19 protein-coding genes are annotated in these 17,180 nt (G+C 38.8%); 15 read left to right on the top strand and 4 right to left on the bottom strand.

The window, feature by feature from the left end; translation table 11 throughout:
• The first annotated feature begins 89 nt into the window (after positions 1-89).
• The 4 genes from HMPREF1048_RS12170 (at position 90) to HMPREF1048_RS12185 (ending at position 3,256) form a co-directional block, all read left to right on the top strand.
• The gene (locus HMPREF1048_RS12170; protein ID WP_000358208.1) at positions 90-545 is read left to right on the top strand and encodes a MarR family winged helix-turn-helix transcriptional regulator; all 456 of its coding nucleotides are present in this window, start codon (positions 90-92) and stop codon (positions 543-545) included.
• A 56-nt stretch (positions 546-601) separates the two neighbouring features.
• Positions 602-1,834 (top strand): acyl-CoA thioesterase/BAAT N-terminal domain-containing protein, encoded by a 1,233-nt coding sequence (locus tag HMPREF1048_RS12175; RefSeq protein WP_000217703.1) that lies wholly within the window; start codon positions 602-604, stop codon positions 1,832-1,834.
• Positions 1,835-2,132: 298 nt separating this feature from the next.
• Positions 2,133-2,828, top strand: coding sequence for a GNAT family N-acetyltransferase (locus tag HMPREF1048_RS12180; protein ID WP_001144923.1), 696 nt, complete (start codon positions 2,133-2,135; stop codon positions 2,826-2,828).
• A gap of 11 nt (positions 2,829-2,839) precedes the next feature.
• A complete protein-coding gene (locus HMPREF1048_RS12185) occupies positions 2,840-3,256 on the top strand; it encodes a GNAT family N-acetyltransferase (protein WP_000628403.1) in 417 nt (138 codons plus the stop codon).
• 580 nt (positions 3,257-3,836) lie between these two features.
• Here the strand turns inward: HMPREF1048_RS12185 and HMPREF1048_RS0102705 are convergent.
• Both HMPREF1048_RS0102705 and HMPREF1048_RS0102710 read right to left on the bottom strand, forming a co-directional pair.
• The gene (locus HMPREF1048_RS0102705; protein WP_000970292.1) at positions 3,837-3,929 is read right to left on the bottom strand and encodes a type I toxin-antitoxin system Fst family toxin; all 93 of its coding nucleotides are present in this window, start codon (positions 3,927-3,929) and stop codon (positions 3,837-3,839) included.
• A gap of 320 nt (positions 3,930-4,249) precedes the next feature.
• The gene (locus HMPREF1048_RS0102710) at positions 4,250-4,342 is read right to left on the bottom strand and encodes a type I toxin-antitoxin system Fst family toxin (protein ID WP_000969509.1); all 93 of its coding nucleotides are present in this window, start codon (positions 4,340-4,342) and stop codon (positions 4,250-4,252) included.
• Between the two features lie 255 nt (positions 4,343-4,597).
• Here HMPREF1048_RS0102710 and HMPREF1048_RS13560 point away from each other — a divergent pair, with 255 nt between their 5' ends.
• Positions 4,598-4,753: a hypothetical protein gene (locus HMPREF1048_RS13560; RefSeq protein ID WP_004249326.1), complete on the top strand. Its 156-nt coding sequence runs from the start codon at positions 4,598-4,600 to the stop codon at positions 4,751-4,753.
• A gap of 33 nt (positions 4,754-4,786) precedes the next feature.
• On the opposite strand, the gene HMPREF1048_RS12195 is transcribed toward HMPREF1048_RS13560, so the two are convergent.
• Complete coding sequence (locus HMPREF1048_RS12195) at positions 4,787-5,647, bottom strand: helix-turn-helix domain-containing protein (protein WP_000025784.1); 861 nt, start codon at positions 5,645-5,647, stop codon at positions 4,787-4,789.
• Positions 5,648-6,183: 536 nt separating this feature from the next.
• Between HMPREF1048_RS12195 and HMPREF1048_RS12200 the strand changes: the two genes are divergently transcribed.
• Genes HMPREF1048_RS12200 through HMPREF1048_RS12210 form a run of 3 tightly spaced genes read left to right on the top strand, consistent with a single transcriptional unit; the run spans position 6,184 to position 8,581 of the window.
• Positions 6,184-7,119, top strand: a complete 936-nt coding sequence (locus HMPREF1048_RS12200; protein ID WP_001245732.1) for an ABC transporter ATP-binding protein — start codon at positions 6,184-6,186, stop codon at positions 7,117-7,119.
• Positions 7,103-7,852, top strand: a complete 750-nt coding sequence (locus HMPREF1048_RS12205) for an ABC transporter permease (RefSeq protein ID WP_232616448.1) — start codon at positions 7,103-7,105, stop codon at positions 7,850-7,852. Before HMPREF1048_RS12200 ends, HMPREF1048_RS12205 begins: the two co-directional genes overlap by 17 nt.
• On the top strand, positions 7,853-8,581 hold the full coding sequence (locus HMPREF1048_RS12210; RefSeq protein ID WP_004249329.1) for an ABC transporter permease: 729 nt from the start codon (positions 7,853-7,855) through the stop codon (positions 8,579-8,581).
• Positions 8,582-8,724: 143 nt separating this feature from the next.
• Here the strand turns inward: HMPREF1048_RS12210 and HMPREF1048_RS12980 are convergent, their stop codons facing one another.
• On the bottom strand, positions 8,725-8,817 hold the full coding sequence (locus HMPREF1048_RS12980) for a type I toxin-antitoxin system Fst family toxin (protein WP_000970381.1): 93 nt from the start codon (positions 8,815-8,817) through the stop codon (positions 8,725-8,727).
• A gap of 133 nt (positions 8,818-8,950) precedes the next feature.
• On the opposite strand from HMPREF1048_RS12980, the gene ruvB reads away from it, so the two are divergent.
• From ruvB to bglA, 7 genes are all read left to right on the top strand, one after another.
• Complete coding sequence (gene ruvB / locus HMPREF1048_RS12215) at positions 8,951-9,949, top strand: Holliday junction branch migration DNA helicase RuvB (protein WP_025171958.1); 999 nt, start codon at positions 8,951-8,953, stop codon at positions 9,947-9,949.
• A complete protein-coding gene (locus tag HMPREF1048_RS12220; protein WP_001098875.1) occupies positions 9,930-10,502 on the top strand; it encodes a nucleotidyltransferase family protein in 573 nt (190 codons plus the stop codon). The genes ruvB and HMPREF1048_RS12220 overlap by 20 nt, the downstream gene beginning before the upstream one ends.
• Positions 10,503-10,846: 344 nt before the next feature.
• Positions 10,847-11,605, top strand: a complete 759-nt coding sequence (locus HMPREF1048_RS12225) for an isoprenyl transferase (RefSeq protein WP_000466724.1) — start codon at positions 10,847-10,849, stop codon at positions 11,603-11,605.
• Positions 11,606-11,613: 8 nt separating this feature from the next.
• Entirely contained in the window at positions 11,614-12,417 is an 804-nt protein-coding gene (locus tag HMPREF1048_RS12230) for a phosphatidate cytidylyltransferase (protein WP_000189863.1), read from the top strand.
• A 21-nt stretch (positions 12,418-12,438) separates the two neighbouring features.
• Complete coding sequence (rseP, locus tag HMPREF1048_RS12235; protein ID WP_000900674.1) at positions 12,439-13,698, top strand: RIP metalloprotease RseP; 1,260 nt, start codon at positions 12,439-12,441, stop codon at positions 13,696-13,698.
• A gap of 12 nt (positions 13,699-13,710) precedes the next feature.
• On the top strand, positions 13,711-15,564 hold the full coding sequence (locus tag HMPREF1048_RS12240) for a proline--tRNA ligase (RefSeq protein WP_000814049.1): 1,854 nt from the start codon (positions 13,711-13,713) through the stop codon (positions 15,562-15,564).
• Between the two features lie 98 nt (positions 15,565-15,662).
• Positions 15,663-17,042, top strand: coding sequence for a 6-phospho-beta-glucosidase (gene bglA / locus HMPREF1048_RS12245; protein WP_000943503.1), 1,380 nt, complete (start codon positions 15,663-15,665; stop codon positions 17,040-17,042).
• Positions 17,043-17,180 lie beyond the last annotated feature (138 nt).

Consider the following 17,180-nt stretch of genomic DNA (forward strand, 5'->3'; position numbering starts at 1 on the left):
AGGAATCCTTCAGAGTAGAATCTGGGGGATTTTTTATTTGACAGGAAGTTTCTGTTTTGTTAATATGATTAACAAAGAAAAGGGAGATTATGGATAAAAAAGAATTTATTGCATTTAATAATCGTTTCAATAGATTTATTTTAGCGTTTGACCAGTTAAAAAAAAATCAACATAAAAGTGGTGTTGACAAATCCATTACGTTGAATGAGGTACATTTGATTGTTGTGATTGGGGAAAATCAGCCCTTAAATCTAGTAAAATTATCTGAATTATTAGAAGTTTCAAGAAGTGCAATAACTCAAAGCGTTAGGAGATTGATTCAAAAAAATTTAGTTGTTTTTGATTTTGATCCGAATAATGGGAAAAATAAATATTTGAGATTATCTGAAAAAGGTATCGAAATTTTTAAAATCCATAAGGAGCAACAAGCATATATTGAAAAATCAATCTTTTCAGTTTTAAACAACTATAGCGAGGGGGAACTTCAAATAGTTGTGAAATTGATGGATGATATTGAAAAGGTGTGGGGAGAATTACCGTGGTAAAAGTCACGGTAAATTTCAAATATAATTGTTAAGCAGATTAACAAAAAGGAGAAGATATGACTGTAAACATAGAACTGATTTCACAAACAGATTTAGCGGATGAATCTTTTTATATTGCTATTAATGGTTTAGAACCAAGGGCAATGTATTGTGTAGAAATGTACCTGTCTGATTATTACTGTATAAATGCTCCTTTGCTTTTAGATCATGATGTTATATGGAAATCAACCGCAATTTTTTTATCTGATCAGGACGGTATGATTGATACCTCTCAGACAGCATCTATTTCGGGATCTTATAAAGGAGTTTCAGAAATGGGATTATTCTTTAATGCGAAACCGTTGAAGAACAGGAAAAGGAGATTACCGAGTTCTCTTGATAGAATTCCATTACGAGATTGTTTTGGTGTTGAAATTAAAATCAGGCTGGGGAAAGATATGGTCGCGGAGCAAAGTTTTGTAAGGCGTTATATGAATCTAGGAGTAAGATATCAAGATATCTATGACAAGCATTTTCAAGGTCGATTATTTTATGATGAAAAGTTAAGAAGGGCGCCAGCCGTGATTATTGTTAGTGGTAGTGAGGGAAGAATTGAAAAAGCTCAGAATATTGCCCAACTTTTATCTTCAAGAGGCTATATTTGTCTTGCGATAGCTTATTTTGGTTTAGAGGGATTACCCCAAAATTTAGAACGAATTCCAATAGAATGTCTGGAGGAGGCGAAAGATTTTCTATATCATCATCCTCAAGTTGATAATACAAAAATAGGAATATATGGTCGCTCTAAAGGAGCAGAACTTGTTCTGGCTGGACAAAGTATTTTGAAAGATGTGCAATGTTTGGTACTCAATTCCCCCTCAAATGTAATATTTGAGGGAATAAAGGGAAAACTCAACTCTCATTCATCTTCTTGGACATATTTACAAAAAGAACTTCCGTATCAAAAATTTCAGTTAGGAAATTATCTGTTAAACAAGTTTTTTGGAAAACATATTCCTGAAGATAGTAGGGCTCAGATTGATGTGAGTAAAATTTCCTCTCCTTTATTATTACTAGGAAGCGATGTTGATGAAATATGGAATGCATCATCCGCGATAGATGATATCATTTCACATTATAAAGGGGAATCCATTTTGTTTAAAAAATACCATGAAACAGGGCATATGTTGACGATTGCTTATCAACCGAATCATCGTTATAGAAAAGATTGGCGCTTATTAATGAAAGAAAGTGTAGACTCTTGGTTTGCTACGATAAATTTTTTTGATACACATCTGAAGAATTTGTAGATAGTGCTGAACCGTACTATAATAGTCCCAACTAAGATAAAAACACAGTTCTGGTTGGTAGTCCAGTCTACAAAAGCAAACACTAAAACAAGAGAAATTTGAATACAAACAGTAAAAAATAGAGAGAAGCATAAGGGGAATTAACTCACTCGTTCCCATATTTGATTATTCCTCTATAAAGTGGATGGATGATTTTTATAAGAGGAGTTTGCATTATTGAATAGAAAACCAAGTGTTTCCTAAAATTTTCATTGAGATATGTTATACTATATTCAATAAGTGAAACAAGGAGAAAGCTATGCCAGTAAATGAATATGGTCAGATGATTGGGGAGTCAATGGAAGGTTATACACCAGGTGAATTGCCTTCTATTGATTTCTTAGAAGGGCGTTATGCTCGAATAGAAGCTCTTTCAGTGGAAAAGCATGCGGAGGATTTATTAGCTGTTTATGGTTCAGATACTCCTCGGGAGATGTGGACCTACCTCTTTCAGGAACCAGTGGCAGATATGGAGGAACTGGTTAGCCTTTTAAATCAGATGTTGGCTCGTAAGGACCGCTTTTACTATGCGATTGTAGACAAGGCAACTGGTAAGGCTTTGGGAACTTTTTCCCTCATGCGAATTGATCAGAATAACCGAGTAATAGAAGTGGGAGCTGTCACTTTTTCTCCAGAGCTAAGAGGCACACGGATAGGAACAGAAGCTCAGTATCTACTGGCTCGCTATGTCTTTGAAGACCTAAACTATCGTCGTTATGAGTGGAAATGCGATGCTCTTAACCTGCCATCAAGACGAGCAGCGGAACGTTTGGGCTTTATTTATGAAGGAACCTTCCGTCAGGCAGTGATTTATAAGGGGCGTACGAGGGATACGGATTGGTTGTCTATGATTGATAAGGACTGGCCAAAAATCAAAGCTCGTTTGGAAATATGGTTGCGTCCTGAAAACTTTGATAAAAATGGACAACAGTACAAGAGCTTGAGAGAGCTTTAAGAGGTGTTGAGATGATTACTATTAAAAAGCAAGAAATTGTCAAGCTAGAGGATGTTTTGCATCTCTATCAGGCTGTCGGTTGGACAAATTATACCCATCAACCTCAGATGCTGGAGCAGGCCTTGTCTCATTCATTAGTAATTTATCTGGCGCTTGATGGCGATGCTGTGGTGGGCTTGATTCGTTTGGTTGGAGATGGATTTTCATCAGTTTTTGTACAAGATTTGATTGTTTTGCCTAGCTATCAGCGCCAAGGGATTGGTAGCTCCTTGATGAAAGAGGCTTTAAAAGATTACAAAGATGCTTATCAAGTCCAGCTGGTGACAGAAGAGACAGAAAGAACCTTTGGCTTCTATCGTTCTATGGGCTTTGAAATCTTATCCACCTATAATTGTATAGGGATGACTTGGACGAATCGAGAAAAATAACAAAACTTGTTTTTTCTTAAGCAAAGTTTAAGGATGGTCTAGTATCATATAGTCATTAAATAAAGACCTCCTAACTTTATTTAATGAAATCCTAAAACTTTTTTTCATCATAATCTCCTAATGAAGTCACCCAATCAGGTGACTTTTTTGTGGGTAGGTGATGGTGATAGAATTTTTTTGTAAAATAGTAAAATATGAGAAAAGTTAAGCTAGTTTTAAGCTTCGTCATGTATCATATAGTTATTAAATAAAGACCTCCTAACTTTATTTAATAAAATCCTAAACTTTTCTTTTTCATAATAATCTCCCTTAACTCCACCCAATCAGGTGGAGTTTTTTGGCTCTATTTCAGGCTTTTGGGGAGTTTTCTAAACATCATTTTTCGATAACTTTCTCCCAATCTTATAAACTTTATTGGACAGATTATAAAGTTGAAGAAGCTAAATGGGTGAGGTTGTAAAGTTTTGACAAATTTTGTGAACTATGGGATAATGGAGAGGAATTAAGGATTAGTTCTATATCATGGACTAGAAAAGACCCCAAGCTAACTTCCACATTAAGCTTGGGGTCTTTTTTGACACTACCTATCTTTGTTTAGCCATTTATCGACTAAGCGAAGAACAACACCGATCACAATTGGTCCGATGATAGTTTTAAGGATTAGTTCCATCATGGGCTATCTCACCTCCTTTCGTAGGCGGTGTAGAAGTGTCGAACAATATTATACCATAAAAATGTTAAACTCGGGAGGCACCCAATCAGGTGGAGTTTTTTGGCTCTATTTCAGGCTTTTCGGGAGTTTTCTAAACATCATTTTCCGATAGCTTTCGCTTAATCTTGAACGTCTTGTAGTACAGAGGTTCAAGAGGATATAAACCTTTGACAAATTTTGTGAACTATGGGATAATAAAAGGGAATTAAGTATTGTGTCTATATCATAGGCTAGAAAAGACCCCAAGCTCACGTCCAAATAAGCTTGGGGTCTTTTTGACACTATTTGTCCTTGTTTAGCCATTTATCGACTAAGCGAAGAACGACACCGACCACAATTGGTCCGATGATAGTTTTAAGTATTGTATCCATCATGGGCTAATTCACCTCCTTTCGTAGGCGGTGTAGCAGTGCCGAACAATATTATACCATAAAAGAGAAATTGGACAAAAACTCAATTTCAGGAGAAAATGAAGTAAATCTTTCCACAATAAAACGCATAGTATCAAGGTTTTTCAACACCTGATATTATACGTTTTTTGATTTTAAAGACTTTTTTCTCAGACTCATGCTTGGTTTTGTCAGTTTTCTTACCTTCTCTTTACAGAAACTGAATTTTACACGGCAGATTTGTCACAAAATGGATTATTTGATTTTACGACTTTGTTTATCATCTTTAATTTAGTTTTACTTGCTTTAGCAGCTGGGCAGGATACAAGTGGAAGAGGGGATATTAACAAAAGTGGAGAAAATTACATTAGTTCCTCTCCACTTTTACGTTTCTAGCTAATTGGTAATTATAACTTATTACGATTGAAGTCACCTATCCTTATCTTTCAAAAAATGATCAATCTTAGCCATCATGAGCTTGTGCTCGTATATTTTACAGATATCACGAGCCTGTAAATAATAGTCAAGAATTTCATCGTGCTTTAAAAAATCTTTTCCGGCATTTGCAACGATAGTTAAAAGAGGCGCCAGCTGATAGCTGGTCTCTTTTTGTTTACAAAAGTCAATGGTTTCCAAGGCTTCCTGGACGGCTTCTAATTCCTTCCCTTTAGAGTGTAAATAATAGGCGAAGTTATGTTTAACTCGAATATAACCAAATAAATACTCTTGGTGGTTTAAATCTTTTTCCTGATACAAACTGATAAGAAGTGAGTTATTTTCTTCGTATTCTGCATCACGCCCTACAGAAAAATAAAAATTAGATAAAGTATTGAGAAGTTTAAGATATACAGATGAGCTGACCGAAAGCTTTGGCAAAGCGTTTTCTAGACTGGCGATAGCTTCATCTTTGGAACTATGTAAGTAGAAAAGGATAATCGCTTGAATCCATAGAAGATAAAATTCATCCTCAGTAGACAGATACTGATACTTTTCTTTTTCTAAGTTTAAGAGGTATTCTAAATCCTCGTAATTACGATCTTCAAGTAATTTTTCTGCTAATTTCTTAAACGGTGTTATATTGGAAGTTATTTCAATCTGTTCATCGAAAAAATAATCTAAGGGAACTTGAAGCCGATTTGCAAGTTTATAGAGTAAATCAGCAGCAGGCATATAGTTGCCACGTTCTATTTTGCTGATTTGGCTTTGCTCACAAATTCCTTCGGAAAGTGTTTTTTGTGAGAATCCTTTTTCTTTTCTCTTGGATTTTAGTTTATCAGATAATATGCTCATCTTTAAACCTTCTTTAAATAAATTTACGATTAATTATATACTTTTAATCTCTATTTTTCAACTTTTCAACATAAAATAGTCTCAAAAGAATAAATTGAAAAAAAACTGAAAAAAAGAATACTTTTTATTGACAAAGAATATTTAAAGTAGTACACTTACAAGTGTAAAGATAAAAAAAGGTGGTTAATATGAGTATTTTAGCAAAGTTTCGTAAAATCATTTTTAGATTATCTTTTTTCAGAATTGTTTGTAAGCGGTTGCGTTTAAAAACTGTAAATCAATCACAATATATTTGGGGTTCGAGAGTTATACAATAAGCTGCAACAACTAGTGGAGTTGATCTTGAGCTGGCGGATTGATTTATTAAACTTTTTGTGAAGTAACATTTATAAAATGGATCGTGCCACAGATTGAAGGACTTAAAGGGGGATTGTAAGTTTGCTATACCCTATTACCCTCTCCCATAAGTAGTTTATACAGGAACTACTCTATTATGTCTTTTGATGTGGGTGTATAGATGTTAGGAGGAGAATAAAATGAGAAATCCAGTAATACAGACATCTAATTTATCAAAATCCTATGATGGGAAAATTGTCTTAGATAAGATAGACTTTACGCTAAAACAGGGAGAAATCTATGGCTTACTAGGAAGAAATGGCGCTGGAAAGACTACCTTTATCAAAGCTATTTTAGGTTTAACAGCGATGGATAGTGGTGAAGTGAAGATTCTATCTGAAAAACTGTCAGGGGACTTTTCTAAGGACTTGCTATCTCAAATCGGTGTGGTATTGGACAGTGCTTCTTTTTATCCTAATTTAACGGGACCTGAAAATCTTTCTATTTTTGCAAGATTGAGAGGAATTTCGCTAAAACAGATAGAGCAAGCGTTACAAGTAGTAGGATTAGATGGGGAAAATAAAAAACTATTCAAGCAGTATTCTCTGGGAATGAAGCAAAGGTTAGCAATTGCTAACGCTATTATGTACCAGCCGAAAATTCTGATATTAGATGAACCAACAAATGGTTTAGATCCTATTGGTATCCTTGAAATGCGCCGTTATCTAAAGGAACTCAGTACCAATCATGACATTTCAATTTTAATATCCAGTCACATTATTTCAGAACTTGAAAAGCTTGTGGATAGAGTTGGGATACTGCATGATACCCATCTTATTGCTGAAAAGACTATGCAGAATTTGATAGATGGTGCAGAGAGAAGGAAAATCCACCTAATTGTTTCGGATGCTTCTCAAGCTAAGGAAGTGCTTTGCATGATAAATCTGCAAGAACAGATTAGTATTCTTTCGGATATAGAACTTGAACTTCAGGGAGAATCACCTACTTTTGATATTGCGATCGTATCTAACGCCTTAAAAGACAACGGAATAGTTCTAAAAGAATATTATTATAAAAACAATGAAAGTTTAGAGGATTACTTTAAGCGGATAACAGGAGGTGAGGGAATTGCTTGATTTAGTGAAGATTGAATTTCTCAAACAAAGGCATCAAAAACTGAATTTTGTCGTATATGGTGTTGTTTCCCTCTACCTAGCTCTCATCTGTTATTACGTAAATGATGCGAGAGGATTGTTTGACTCCTTTCCCTTTGTCTATAAATTTTCTTTATCTTATTTAAACTTTTTGATTCTCCCTTTGTATTGTGTTTCCTATACAATACAGGCATTTGGTGTAGAATATCGCTATCGCATCATGAACAACTTGAAACTCGCTTCAGCAAATCTAATGAAGACATTCTGGGCTAAGATTTTGTATATAGAAATCAACGCTCTGTGTATCATGTTATTCACCTATATTTCGGTTTCCTTATTCGCACTACTATCCCGCTTTTCTTCGACAGTCAGTTTGTCTTTATTATTAAGATTCTTCTATCTTTGTATGAGTAGTGGTATCTTAATTCCCATGGGAGTATTTCCTTTAGTTGCTTTGGTCATGATAAAAGTCAGAGGCAAGGAGATAGTTGGGAATTTGGTCGGTGTCATGTATGTTTTAGTGTCATTTTTTTTAGCAAGGACGAGTCCAAATATCAGTCCAGTAACAAGTGCTAACAGTTTAATCTGGGAAGGAAACAGAGAAGGAGTGGTGCTTCAACAGCCAGCTATCTTATCGATTGTTGTACTAGGTTTATCTTTACTTTTTTTGTCTTTCTTGTCCATTAAATCTTGGTTAAGAAAGGTGGATGAATAAATGTTGATGCTAGAATTGACTAAACTAAGAAGGCGAAAGATACTGTATATGATTCCCTTTGTAGCCATCCTGCTCTTTTTGTTAGAGTTTATGATTGGTCATCAGATTTATCAAGGGCATTCGTACGGTAGTGTGAATGGCTGGTATGTAGAAAATGGTTTCTTCTTTTTGAATTACTATTTTCTTCTCCCTTTTGCGAGCATGATTTTAGTGGATTTGATAAGAATAGAACAAGTGTCTAAAACGATTTCAAATCTCAGACTGATTCCTGTCGATTTGAAACAATTACTCCAAGCGAAGTTTATGCTTGCCTTGTTGATTAATCTACTAGTTAGTGAATTCACTTTTTTGACTATGCTTGTCCTAGAGCTAATGGATGGTGATTTTGCTTTCTCTAGTATTTCAATGTTATCTTGGGGACTTGTTTATGGAGCAATTGCTTTTGCTTATACACTGTCTGCTGGTATTATTGTCCTCTTCTTAGGAAAATATCGGAAGGAACTTATCCTTGCCCTACCACTTGCCTTTTTATTGTCATTTGCAGGTTTGTTTGCTTTAACAACGGTTGTTGGGCGGTATTATCTGGCAAATGTACTACTAATCATCATGGAGGACTTCACGGTTTTAACAGTTTTTGTATATGCCATATGGCTAGTTACCTTGGTGGCATGTCTCCTTTATTTGTTGGCAGATAAACGCATGATGAACATTATTTTTGCTTATAAATGACAAGCTGAGTAGATGAGAATATAAACCTTTGACAAATTTTGTGAACTCTGGGATAATAAAAAGGAATTGAGTACTAGTTCTATATCATAGGCTAGAAAAGACCCCAAGCTAACTTCCACATTAAGCTTGGGGTCTTTTTGACACTATTTGTCCTTGTTTAGCCATTTATCGACTATCCGAAGAACGACACCGACCACAATTGGTCCGATGATAGTTTTGAGTACTAATTCCATCATGGGCTGTCTCACCGCCTTTCGTAGGCGGTGTAGCAGTGCCGTAGAATATTATACCACATAAGTGCTAAACTCGGGAGTCACCCAATCGGGTGGCTTTTTTGTTTGTGGCTTGGTTTTTTGATATAATAGAGCCATGAGTAGAATTGTAGATAATGAGATAATGGGGGATGAGGAGTTAGTAGAACGCACGCTCCGTCCTCAGTACTTACGTGAATATATTGGACAGGATAAGGTCAAGGACCAGCTCCAAATCTTTATCGAAGCTGCCAAAATGCGGGATGAAGCGCTGGATCATGTGCTCTTATTTGGACCTCCAGGTCTGGGGAAAACGACCATGGCCTTTGTTATTGCCAACGAACTAGGTGTCAATCTCAAGCAGACTTCGGGTCCAGTCATTGAAAAAGCCGGAGATCTGGTAGCGATTTTGAATGATTTAGAGCCTGGGGATGTCCTTTTTATTGATGAGATTCATCGCTTGCCCATGTCTGTGGAAGAGGTGCTTTATAGTGCCATGGAAGACTTCTACATTGACATAATGATTGGGGCTGGTGAAGGCAGTCGCAGTGTTCATTTGGAGTTGCCACCTTTTACCTTGATTGGTGCGACGACTCGGGCAGGTATGCTCTCAAATCCGCTACGGGCACGTTTTGGGATTACAGGTCATATGGAGTATTATGCTCATGCTGATTTGACGGAAATTGTTGAGCGGACGGCAGATATTTTTGAGATGGAAATTACTCATGATGCAGCATCCGAGCTGGCCTTGCGTAGTCGTGGAACCCCTCGTATTGCTAATCGTCTCCTCAAGCGCGTGCGTGATTTTGCCCAGATAATGGGGAATGGGGTTATCGATGATGTTATTACCGATAAGGCTTTGACTATATTGGATGTTGACCATGAAGGTTTGGACTATGTGGATCAAAAAATCCTTCGCACCATGATTGAGATGTACGGTGGTGGCCCTGTTGGTCTAGGAACTCTTTCTGTTAACATAGCAGAAGAACGTGAGACAGTTGAAGATATGTATGAGCCTTACTTAATTCAAAAAGGTTTTATCATGCGGACACGTTCTGGACGGGTGGCGACTGCTAAGGCATATGAGCATTTAGGTTATGAATACAGTGAAAAATGAGCAAGAAATTCTAGAGGCTTTTAGAGAAAATCCGGATATGATGGCTATTCTGACCATCATCCGTAACCTTGGTCTGAAAGACTCGTGGTTGGCAGCAGGTTCAGTCAGAAATTTCATCTGGAATCTCTTGTCAGACAAATCCCCTTTTGACTGTGAAACAGATGTAGATGTGATTTTCTTTGATCCAGATATTTCTTATGAGGAAACCTTGTCCCTAGAGAAAAAACTGCGAGAGGATTTTCCTCAGTACCAGTGGGAATTGAAAAATCAAGTCTATATGCACCAGCATAGCCCTCATACTGTTCCCTATACCAGTTCCCGTGATGCTATGAGTAAGTATCCAGAACGGTGTACGGCTGTTGGACTGCGCTTAAATGAAGCAGCAGATTTTGAACTCTATGCACCTTATGGACTCGAGGATATTTTGAATTTTCAAGTTCACCCAACTCCTCATTTCTTAGAAAATGAAGACCGAATGGAACTTTATCGAACACGTCTATCCAAGAAAAATTGGCAGGAGAAATGGAAAAATTTGATTTTTAAAAATACTTAAGGAAACTTTAAGCTAGGAAGTGTATACTAAGTCCATAAGTTAAGAAGACCTTAACTTAAACTCCTAAAACTTTTTCATAATAATCTCCCTATAAAAATAGAGTCGCCCAATCAGGCGACTTATTTTTTTGAAAAATGGGCTTTGTGCCTGAGAATAATACTCAATGAAAATCAAAGTGCAAACTAGGAAGCTAACCGCAGGTTGCTCAAAACACTGTTTTGAGGTTGCAGATAGAGCTGACGTGGTTTGAAGAGATTTTCGAAGAGTATAAATAGCTTAGTGATAGAAGAAAATAGGGAAATATGGTATAATGAAACGATAGATTTTTGAATAGGAATAAGATCATGTTTGGATTTTTTAAGAAAGATAAGGCTGTGGAAGTAGAGGTTCCGACACAGGTTCCTGCTCATATCGGCATCATCATGGATGGCAATGGCCGCTGGGCTAAAAAACGTATGCAACCGCGAGTCTTCGGACACAAGGCGGGAATGGAAGCATTGCAAACTGTGACTAAGGCAGCTAACAAACTGGGCGTCAAGGTGATTACGGTTTATGCTTTTTCTACAGAAAACTGGACCCGTCCAGATCAGGAAGTCAAATTTATCATGAACTTGCCAGTAGAGTTTTATGATAATTATGTCCCGGAATTGCATGCGAATAATGTTAAGATTCAAATGATTGGCGAAACGGACCGCCTGCCTAAGCAAACCTTTGAAGCTCTGACCAAGGCTGAGGAATTGACTAAGAACAACACAGGATTGATTCTTAATTTTGCTCTTAACTATGGTGGACGCGCTGAGATTACACAGGCGCTTAAGTTGATTTCCCAGGATGTGTTAGATGCCAAAATCAACCCAGGTGACATCACAGAGGAATTGATTGGCAACTATCTCTTCACCCAGCATTTGCCTAAGGAGTTACGAGACCCAGACTTGATTATCCGTACTAGTGGAGAATTGCGTTTGAGCAATTTCCTTCCATGGCAGGGAGCCTACAGTGAGCTCTATTTTACGGATACCTTGTGGCCTGATTTTGGCGAGATGGCCTTGCAGGAAGCTATTCTTGCCTACAATCGTCGTCATCGCCGATTTGGAGGAGTTTAGGAGGAAATATGACACAGGATTTACAGAAAAGAACCTTGTTTGCAGGGATTGCACTGGCTATTTTCCTACCGATTTTGATGATTGGGGGACTCTTGCTTCAGATAGCAATCGGAATCATAGCTATGCTAGCCATGCATGAACTTTTGAAGATGAGAGGTCTAGAGACCATGACGATGGAGGGCCTCTTGACCCTCTTTGCAACCTTTGCTTTGACCATTCCCTTGGAGAATTACCTGACTTTTTTGTCAGTTGATGGGAATGTTGTTGCTTATAGTGTGTTGATTTCAATTATGTTAGGAACGACCGTTTTTAGCAAGTCTTATACTATTGAGGACGCTGTTTTCCCGCTGGCTATGAGTTTCTATGTAGGCTTTGGATTTAATGCTTTACTAGATGCTCGCGTTGCAGGTTTAGATAAGGCGCTTTTGGCCTTGTGTATCGTCTGGGCGACAGACAGTGGTGCCTATCTTGTTGGGATGAACTATGGTAAACGAAAATTAGCTCCGACAGTTTCTCCAAATAAAACCTTTGAGGGGGCCTTGGGTGGTATTTTAGGCGCTATTTTAGTAACCATCATCTTTATGATAGTTGACAGTACAGTTGCTCTTCCGTATGGAATTTACAAGATGTCAGTCTTTGCTATTTTCTTTAGCATTGCTGGACAATTTGGTGATTTACTAGAAAGTTCGATCAAGCGTCACTTTGGTGTCAAGGATTCTGGGAAATTTATTCCTGGACATGGTGGTGTTTTGGATCGTTTCGATAGTATGTTGCTTGTATTTCCAATCATGCACTTATTTGGACTCTTTTAATCAAAAGACGGAGGAAAGACTATGCTCGGAATTTTAACCTTTATTCTGGTTTTCGGGATTATTGTGGTGGTGCACGAGTTCGGGCACTTCTACTTTGCCAAGAAATCAGGGATTCTAGTGCGTGAATTTGCCATTGGCATGGGACCCAAAATCTTTGCTCATATTGGCAAGGATGGGACGGCCTATACCATTCGCATCTTGCCTCTGGGTGGCTATGTTCGCATGGCTGGTTGGGGTGATGATACAACTGAAATCAAGACAGGAACTCCTGTCAGTTTGACGCTTACTGATGATGGTAAGGTTAAACGCATCAATCTATCAGGTAAAAAATTAGATCAAACAGCTCTCCCTATGCAGGTGACCCAGTTTGACTTTGAAGACAAGCTCTTTATCAAGGGCTTGGTTCTGGAAGAAGAAAAAACATTTGCAGTGGATCACGATGCAACGGTTGTAGAAGCAGATGGAACTGAGGTTCGGATTGCTCCCTTAGATGTTCAATATCAAAATGCAACTATCTGGGGGAAACTGATTACTAACTTTGCAGGTCCTATGAACAACTTTATCTTAGGTGTCGTTGTTTTCTGGATTTTAATCTTCATGCAGGGTGGTGTCAGAGATGTTGATACCAATCAGTTCCATGTCATGCCTCAAGGGGCCTTGGCTAAGGCGGGAGTACCAGAAACGGCACAAATTACCAAGATTGGCTCACATGAGATTAGCAATTGGGAGAGCTTGATCCAGGCTGTGGAATCAGAAACTAAAGATAAGACGGCCCCGACCTTGGATGTGACTATTTCTGAAAAAGGGAGTGAAAAACAAGTCACTGTTACCCCAGAAGAAAGTCAAGGTCGTTATCTTCTAGGCGTTCAACCGGGAATTAAGTCAGATTTTCTATCTATGTTTGTAGGTGGATTTACAACTGCAGCTGACTCGGCTCTCCGAATTCTCTCAGCTCTGAAAAATCTGATTTTCCAACCGGATTTGAACAAGCTAGGTGGACCTGTTGCCATCTTTAAGGAAAGTAGTGATGCTGCTAAAAATGGAATTGAGAATGTCTTGTACTTCTTGGCAATGATTTCCATCAATATTGGGATTTTTAATCTTATTCCGATTCCAGCCCTGGATGGTGGTAAGATTGTGCTCAATATCCTAGAAGCCATCCGCCGCAAACCATTGAAACAAGAAATTGAAACCTATGTCACCTTGGCCGGAGTGGTCATCATGGTTGTCTTGATGATTGCTGTGACCTGGAATGACATCATGCGACTCTTTTTTAGATAATCGAGGAATATTATGAAACAAAGTAAAATGCCTATCCCAACGCTTCGCGAAATGCCAAGCGATGCTCAAGTTATCAGCCATGCTCTTATGTTGCGAGCTGGTTATGTTCGTCAAGTCTCAGCAGGTGTTTATTCTTATCTACCACTTGCCAACCGTGTGATTGAAAAAGCTAAAAATATCATGCGCCAAGAATTCGACAAGATTGGTGCCGTTGAGATGTTAGCTCCTGCCCTTCTTAGTGCAGAATTGTGGCGTGAATCAGGTCGTTACGAAACTTATGGTGAGGACCTTTACAAACTAAAAAACCGTGAAAAATCAGACTTCATTCTAGGTCCAACTCACGAAGAAACCTTTACAGCTATTGTCCGTGATTCTGTTAAGTCTTACAAGCAATTGCCACTCAACCTTTATCAAATCCAGCCTAAGTATCGTGATGAAAAACGCCCACGTAATGGACTTCTTCGTACACGTGAGTTCATCATGAAGGATGCTTACAGCTTTCACGCTAACTATGATAGCTTGGACAGTGTTTATGATGAGTACAAGGCTGCTTATGAGCGTATTTTCACTCGTAGTGGTTTAGATTTCAAGGCTATCATTGGTGACGGTGGAGCCATGGGTGGTAAGGACAGCCAAGAATTTATGGCCATTACACCTGCTCGTACAGACCTTGACCGCTGGGTTGTCTTGGACAAGTCAGTTGCCTCATTTGATGAGATTCCTGCAGAAGTGCAAGAAGAAATCAAGGCAGAATTGCTCAAATGGATGGTTTCTGGTGAAGATACCATTGCTTACTCAAGTGAATCTAGCTATGCGGCTAACTTAGAAATGGCAACAAACGAGTACAAACCAAGCAACCGTGTTGTCGCTGAAGAAGAAGTGACTCGTGTTGCAACTCCAGATGTTAAATCAATTGATGAAGTTGCAGCCTTCCTCAATGTTCCAGAAGAACAAACAATTAAAACCCTCTTCTACAAGGCAGATGGTGAGCTTGTTGCGGCCCTTCTAGTTGGAAATGACCAACTCAACGAAGTCAAGTTGAAAAACCACTTGGGAGCAGATTTCTTTGACGTTGCTAGTGAAGAAGAAGTGGCAAATGTTGTTCAAGCAGGATTTGGTTCACTTGGCCCAGTTGGTTTGCCAGAGAATGTTAAAATCATTGCAGACCGTAAGGTGCAAGATGTTCGCAATGCAGTGGTCGGTGCTAATGAAGATGGCTACCACTTGACTGGTGTGAACCCAGGCCGTGATTTTACTGCAGAATATGTGGATATCCGTGAAGTTCGTGAGGGTGAAATTTCCCCAGACGGGCAAGGTGTCCTTAACTTTGCGCGTGGTATCGAAATTGGTCACATCTTCAAACTCGGTACTCGTTACTCAGCAAGCATGGGAGCAGATGTTTTGGATGAAAATGGCCGTGCTGTGCCAATTATCATGGGATGTTACGGTATCGGTGTCAGCCGTCTCCTTTCAGCAGTGATGGAGCAACACGCTCGCCTCTTTGTTAATAAAACGCCAAAAGGTGAATACCGTTACGCTTGGGGAATCAATTTCCCTAAAGAATTGGCGCCATTTGATGTTCACTTGATCACTGTCAATGTCAAGGACGAAGAAGCGCAAGCTTTGACAGAAAAGCTTGAAGCAAGCTTGATGGGAGCTGGTTACGAAGTCTTGACGGATGACCGCAACGAACGTGTGGGAGTTAAATTTAGCGACAGTGACTTGATTGGATTGCCAATCCGTATCACTGTTGGTAAAAAAGCAGCCGATGGCATCGTAGAAGTTAAGATTAAAGCGACTGGTGACACCATCGAGGTTCATGCAGATAACTTGCTTGAAACGCTTGAAATCCTCAGCAAGAAATAAAAACTATAATCAGAAGAAAAACAAGGAAAAAATGTAACTAGTTTTTACCTTGTTTTTTCTGTATAATGGGAAAAATGAGTAGATAAAGAGGTAAATGTATGCTAAGATTTCCAAAGGATTTTGTCTGGGGATCCTCTACTTCTGGGCCACAAACAGAAGGACGTGTAGCTGGTGACGGTAAGGGAGATAATCTCTGGGATTACTGGTTCCAAGTGGAGCCAAATCGTTACTATAATGGGATTGGTCCAGATAAAACATCAACTTTTTATGAAAACTGGGAAAAGGATATTGAGCTACTGTTAGAAACTGGTCACACGGCCTTTCGGACTTCTATTCAGTGGTCACGGATTTTTCCACAAGGCTGTGGAAAAGTCAACCCTCAAGGTGTGGATTTTTATCGTAAGGTCTTTGAGGCTATTAAGGCTAAGGGGATTCGTCTTTTAGTCAATCTTTACCATTTTGATCTGCCTTTTGCTCTTCAAGAAGCTGGTGATGGTTGGGAAAATAAGGCGACAGTTTCAGCTTATGAAGACTATGCTCGTTTTTGTTTTGAGACTTATGGTGATTTAGTGGATCAATGGATTACCTTTAACGAGCCCATTGTTCCTGTAGAGTTTGGCTATTTTTACGATGCCCATTATCCACATAAGGTGGATGCAGAAGCGGCGGTTAAAGTAGCTTATCACACACAATTGGCCAGCAGTCGGGCGGTTAAGGCTTGTCATGAACTTTTGCCAGATTCCAAGATTGGGATTGTCTTAAACTTGACACCGGCTTATCCACGTAGCCAGCATCCTGCTGATGTCAAGGCAGCTCGCATTGCGGACCTCTTTCAGGCCCAATCTTTCTTAGATCCATCTGTTTTGGGGACTTATCCACAGGAGTTAGTAGAAATCTTGCATGAACACGGTCTCTTGCCTGATGCTACAGAGGAGGAGTTGGAGCTCATTCGTGACAATACGGTGGACTTCCTTGGTGTCAACTACTATCAACCTTTGCGTGTTATGGTTCCTCGATTTGCTAAGCATCCAGAGAGTCCACTCTTGCCAGAACATTTTTACGAACCTTATGTTATGCCTGGACGTAAAATTAATCCTCATCGTGGTTGGGAGATTTATGAGCAAGGGATTTATGACATTGCTCAAAATATCAAGGAAAATTATGGCAATATCGAGTGGATGTTGACAGAGAATGGTATGGGTGTTGAAGGAGAGGAAAAATTCCGTGAGAATGGAATGATTCAAGATGATTACCGTATTGACTTTGTAAAAGGTCATCTGCGTGAACTTCACCGTGCCATTGAAGACGGAGCCAATTGTAAGGGCTACTTGATTTGGACCTTTATCGATTGCTGGTCATGGCTTAACAGCTATAAAAATCGCTATGGTTTGGTCGAATTAGACTTGGAAACGCAAGAACGTCGTCTGAAGAAATCAGGGCACTGGTTCAAGGAACTAAGCGACAATAATGGATTTTAAAAAGGACTCTGACTGATTGTCCTAATTGGTCAGAGTTTTTTTGCTTACAGGAGCTTAATTTCAGCTATACCAATTTTTACTCTTGACAAGTGAAAGAAACAAGTATATACTGTTTTTGCTGGTTCTATAAAAGAGAAA

This window comes from Streptococcus mitis SK575 (assembly GCF_000257865.1).
Classification (GTDB): domain Bacteria; phylum Bacillota; class Bacilli; order Lactobacillales; family Streptococcaceae; genus Streptococcus; species Streptococcus mitis_CQ.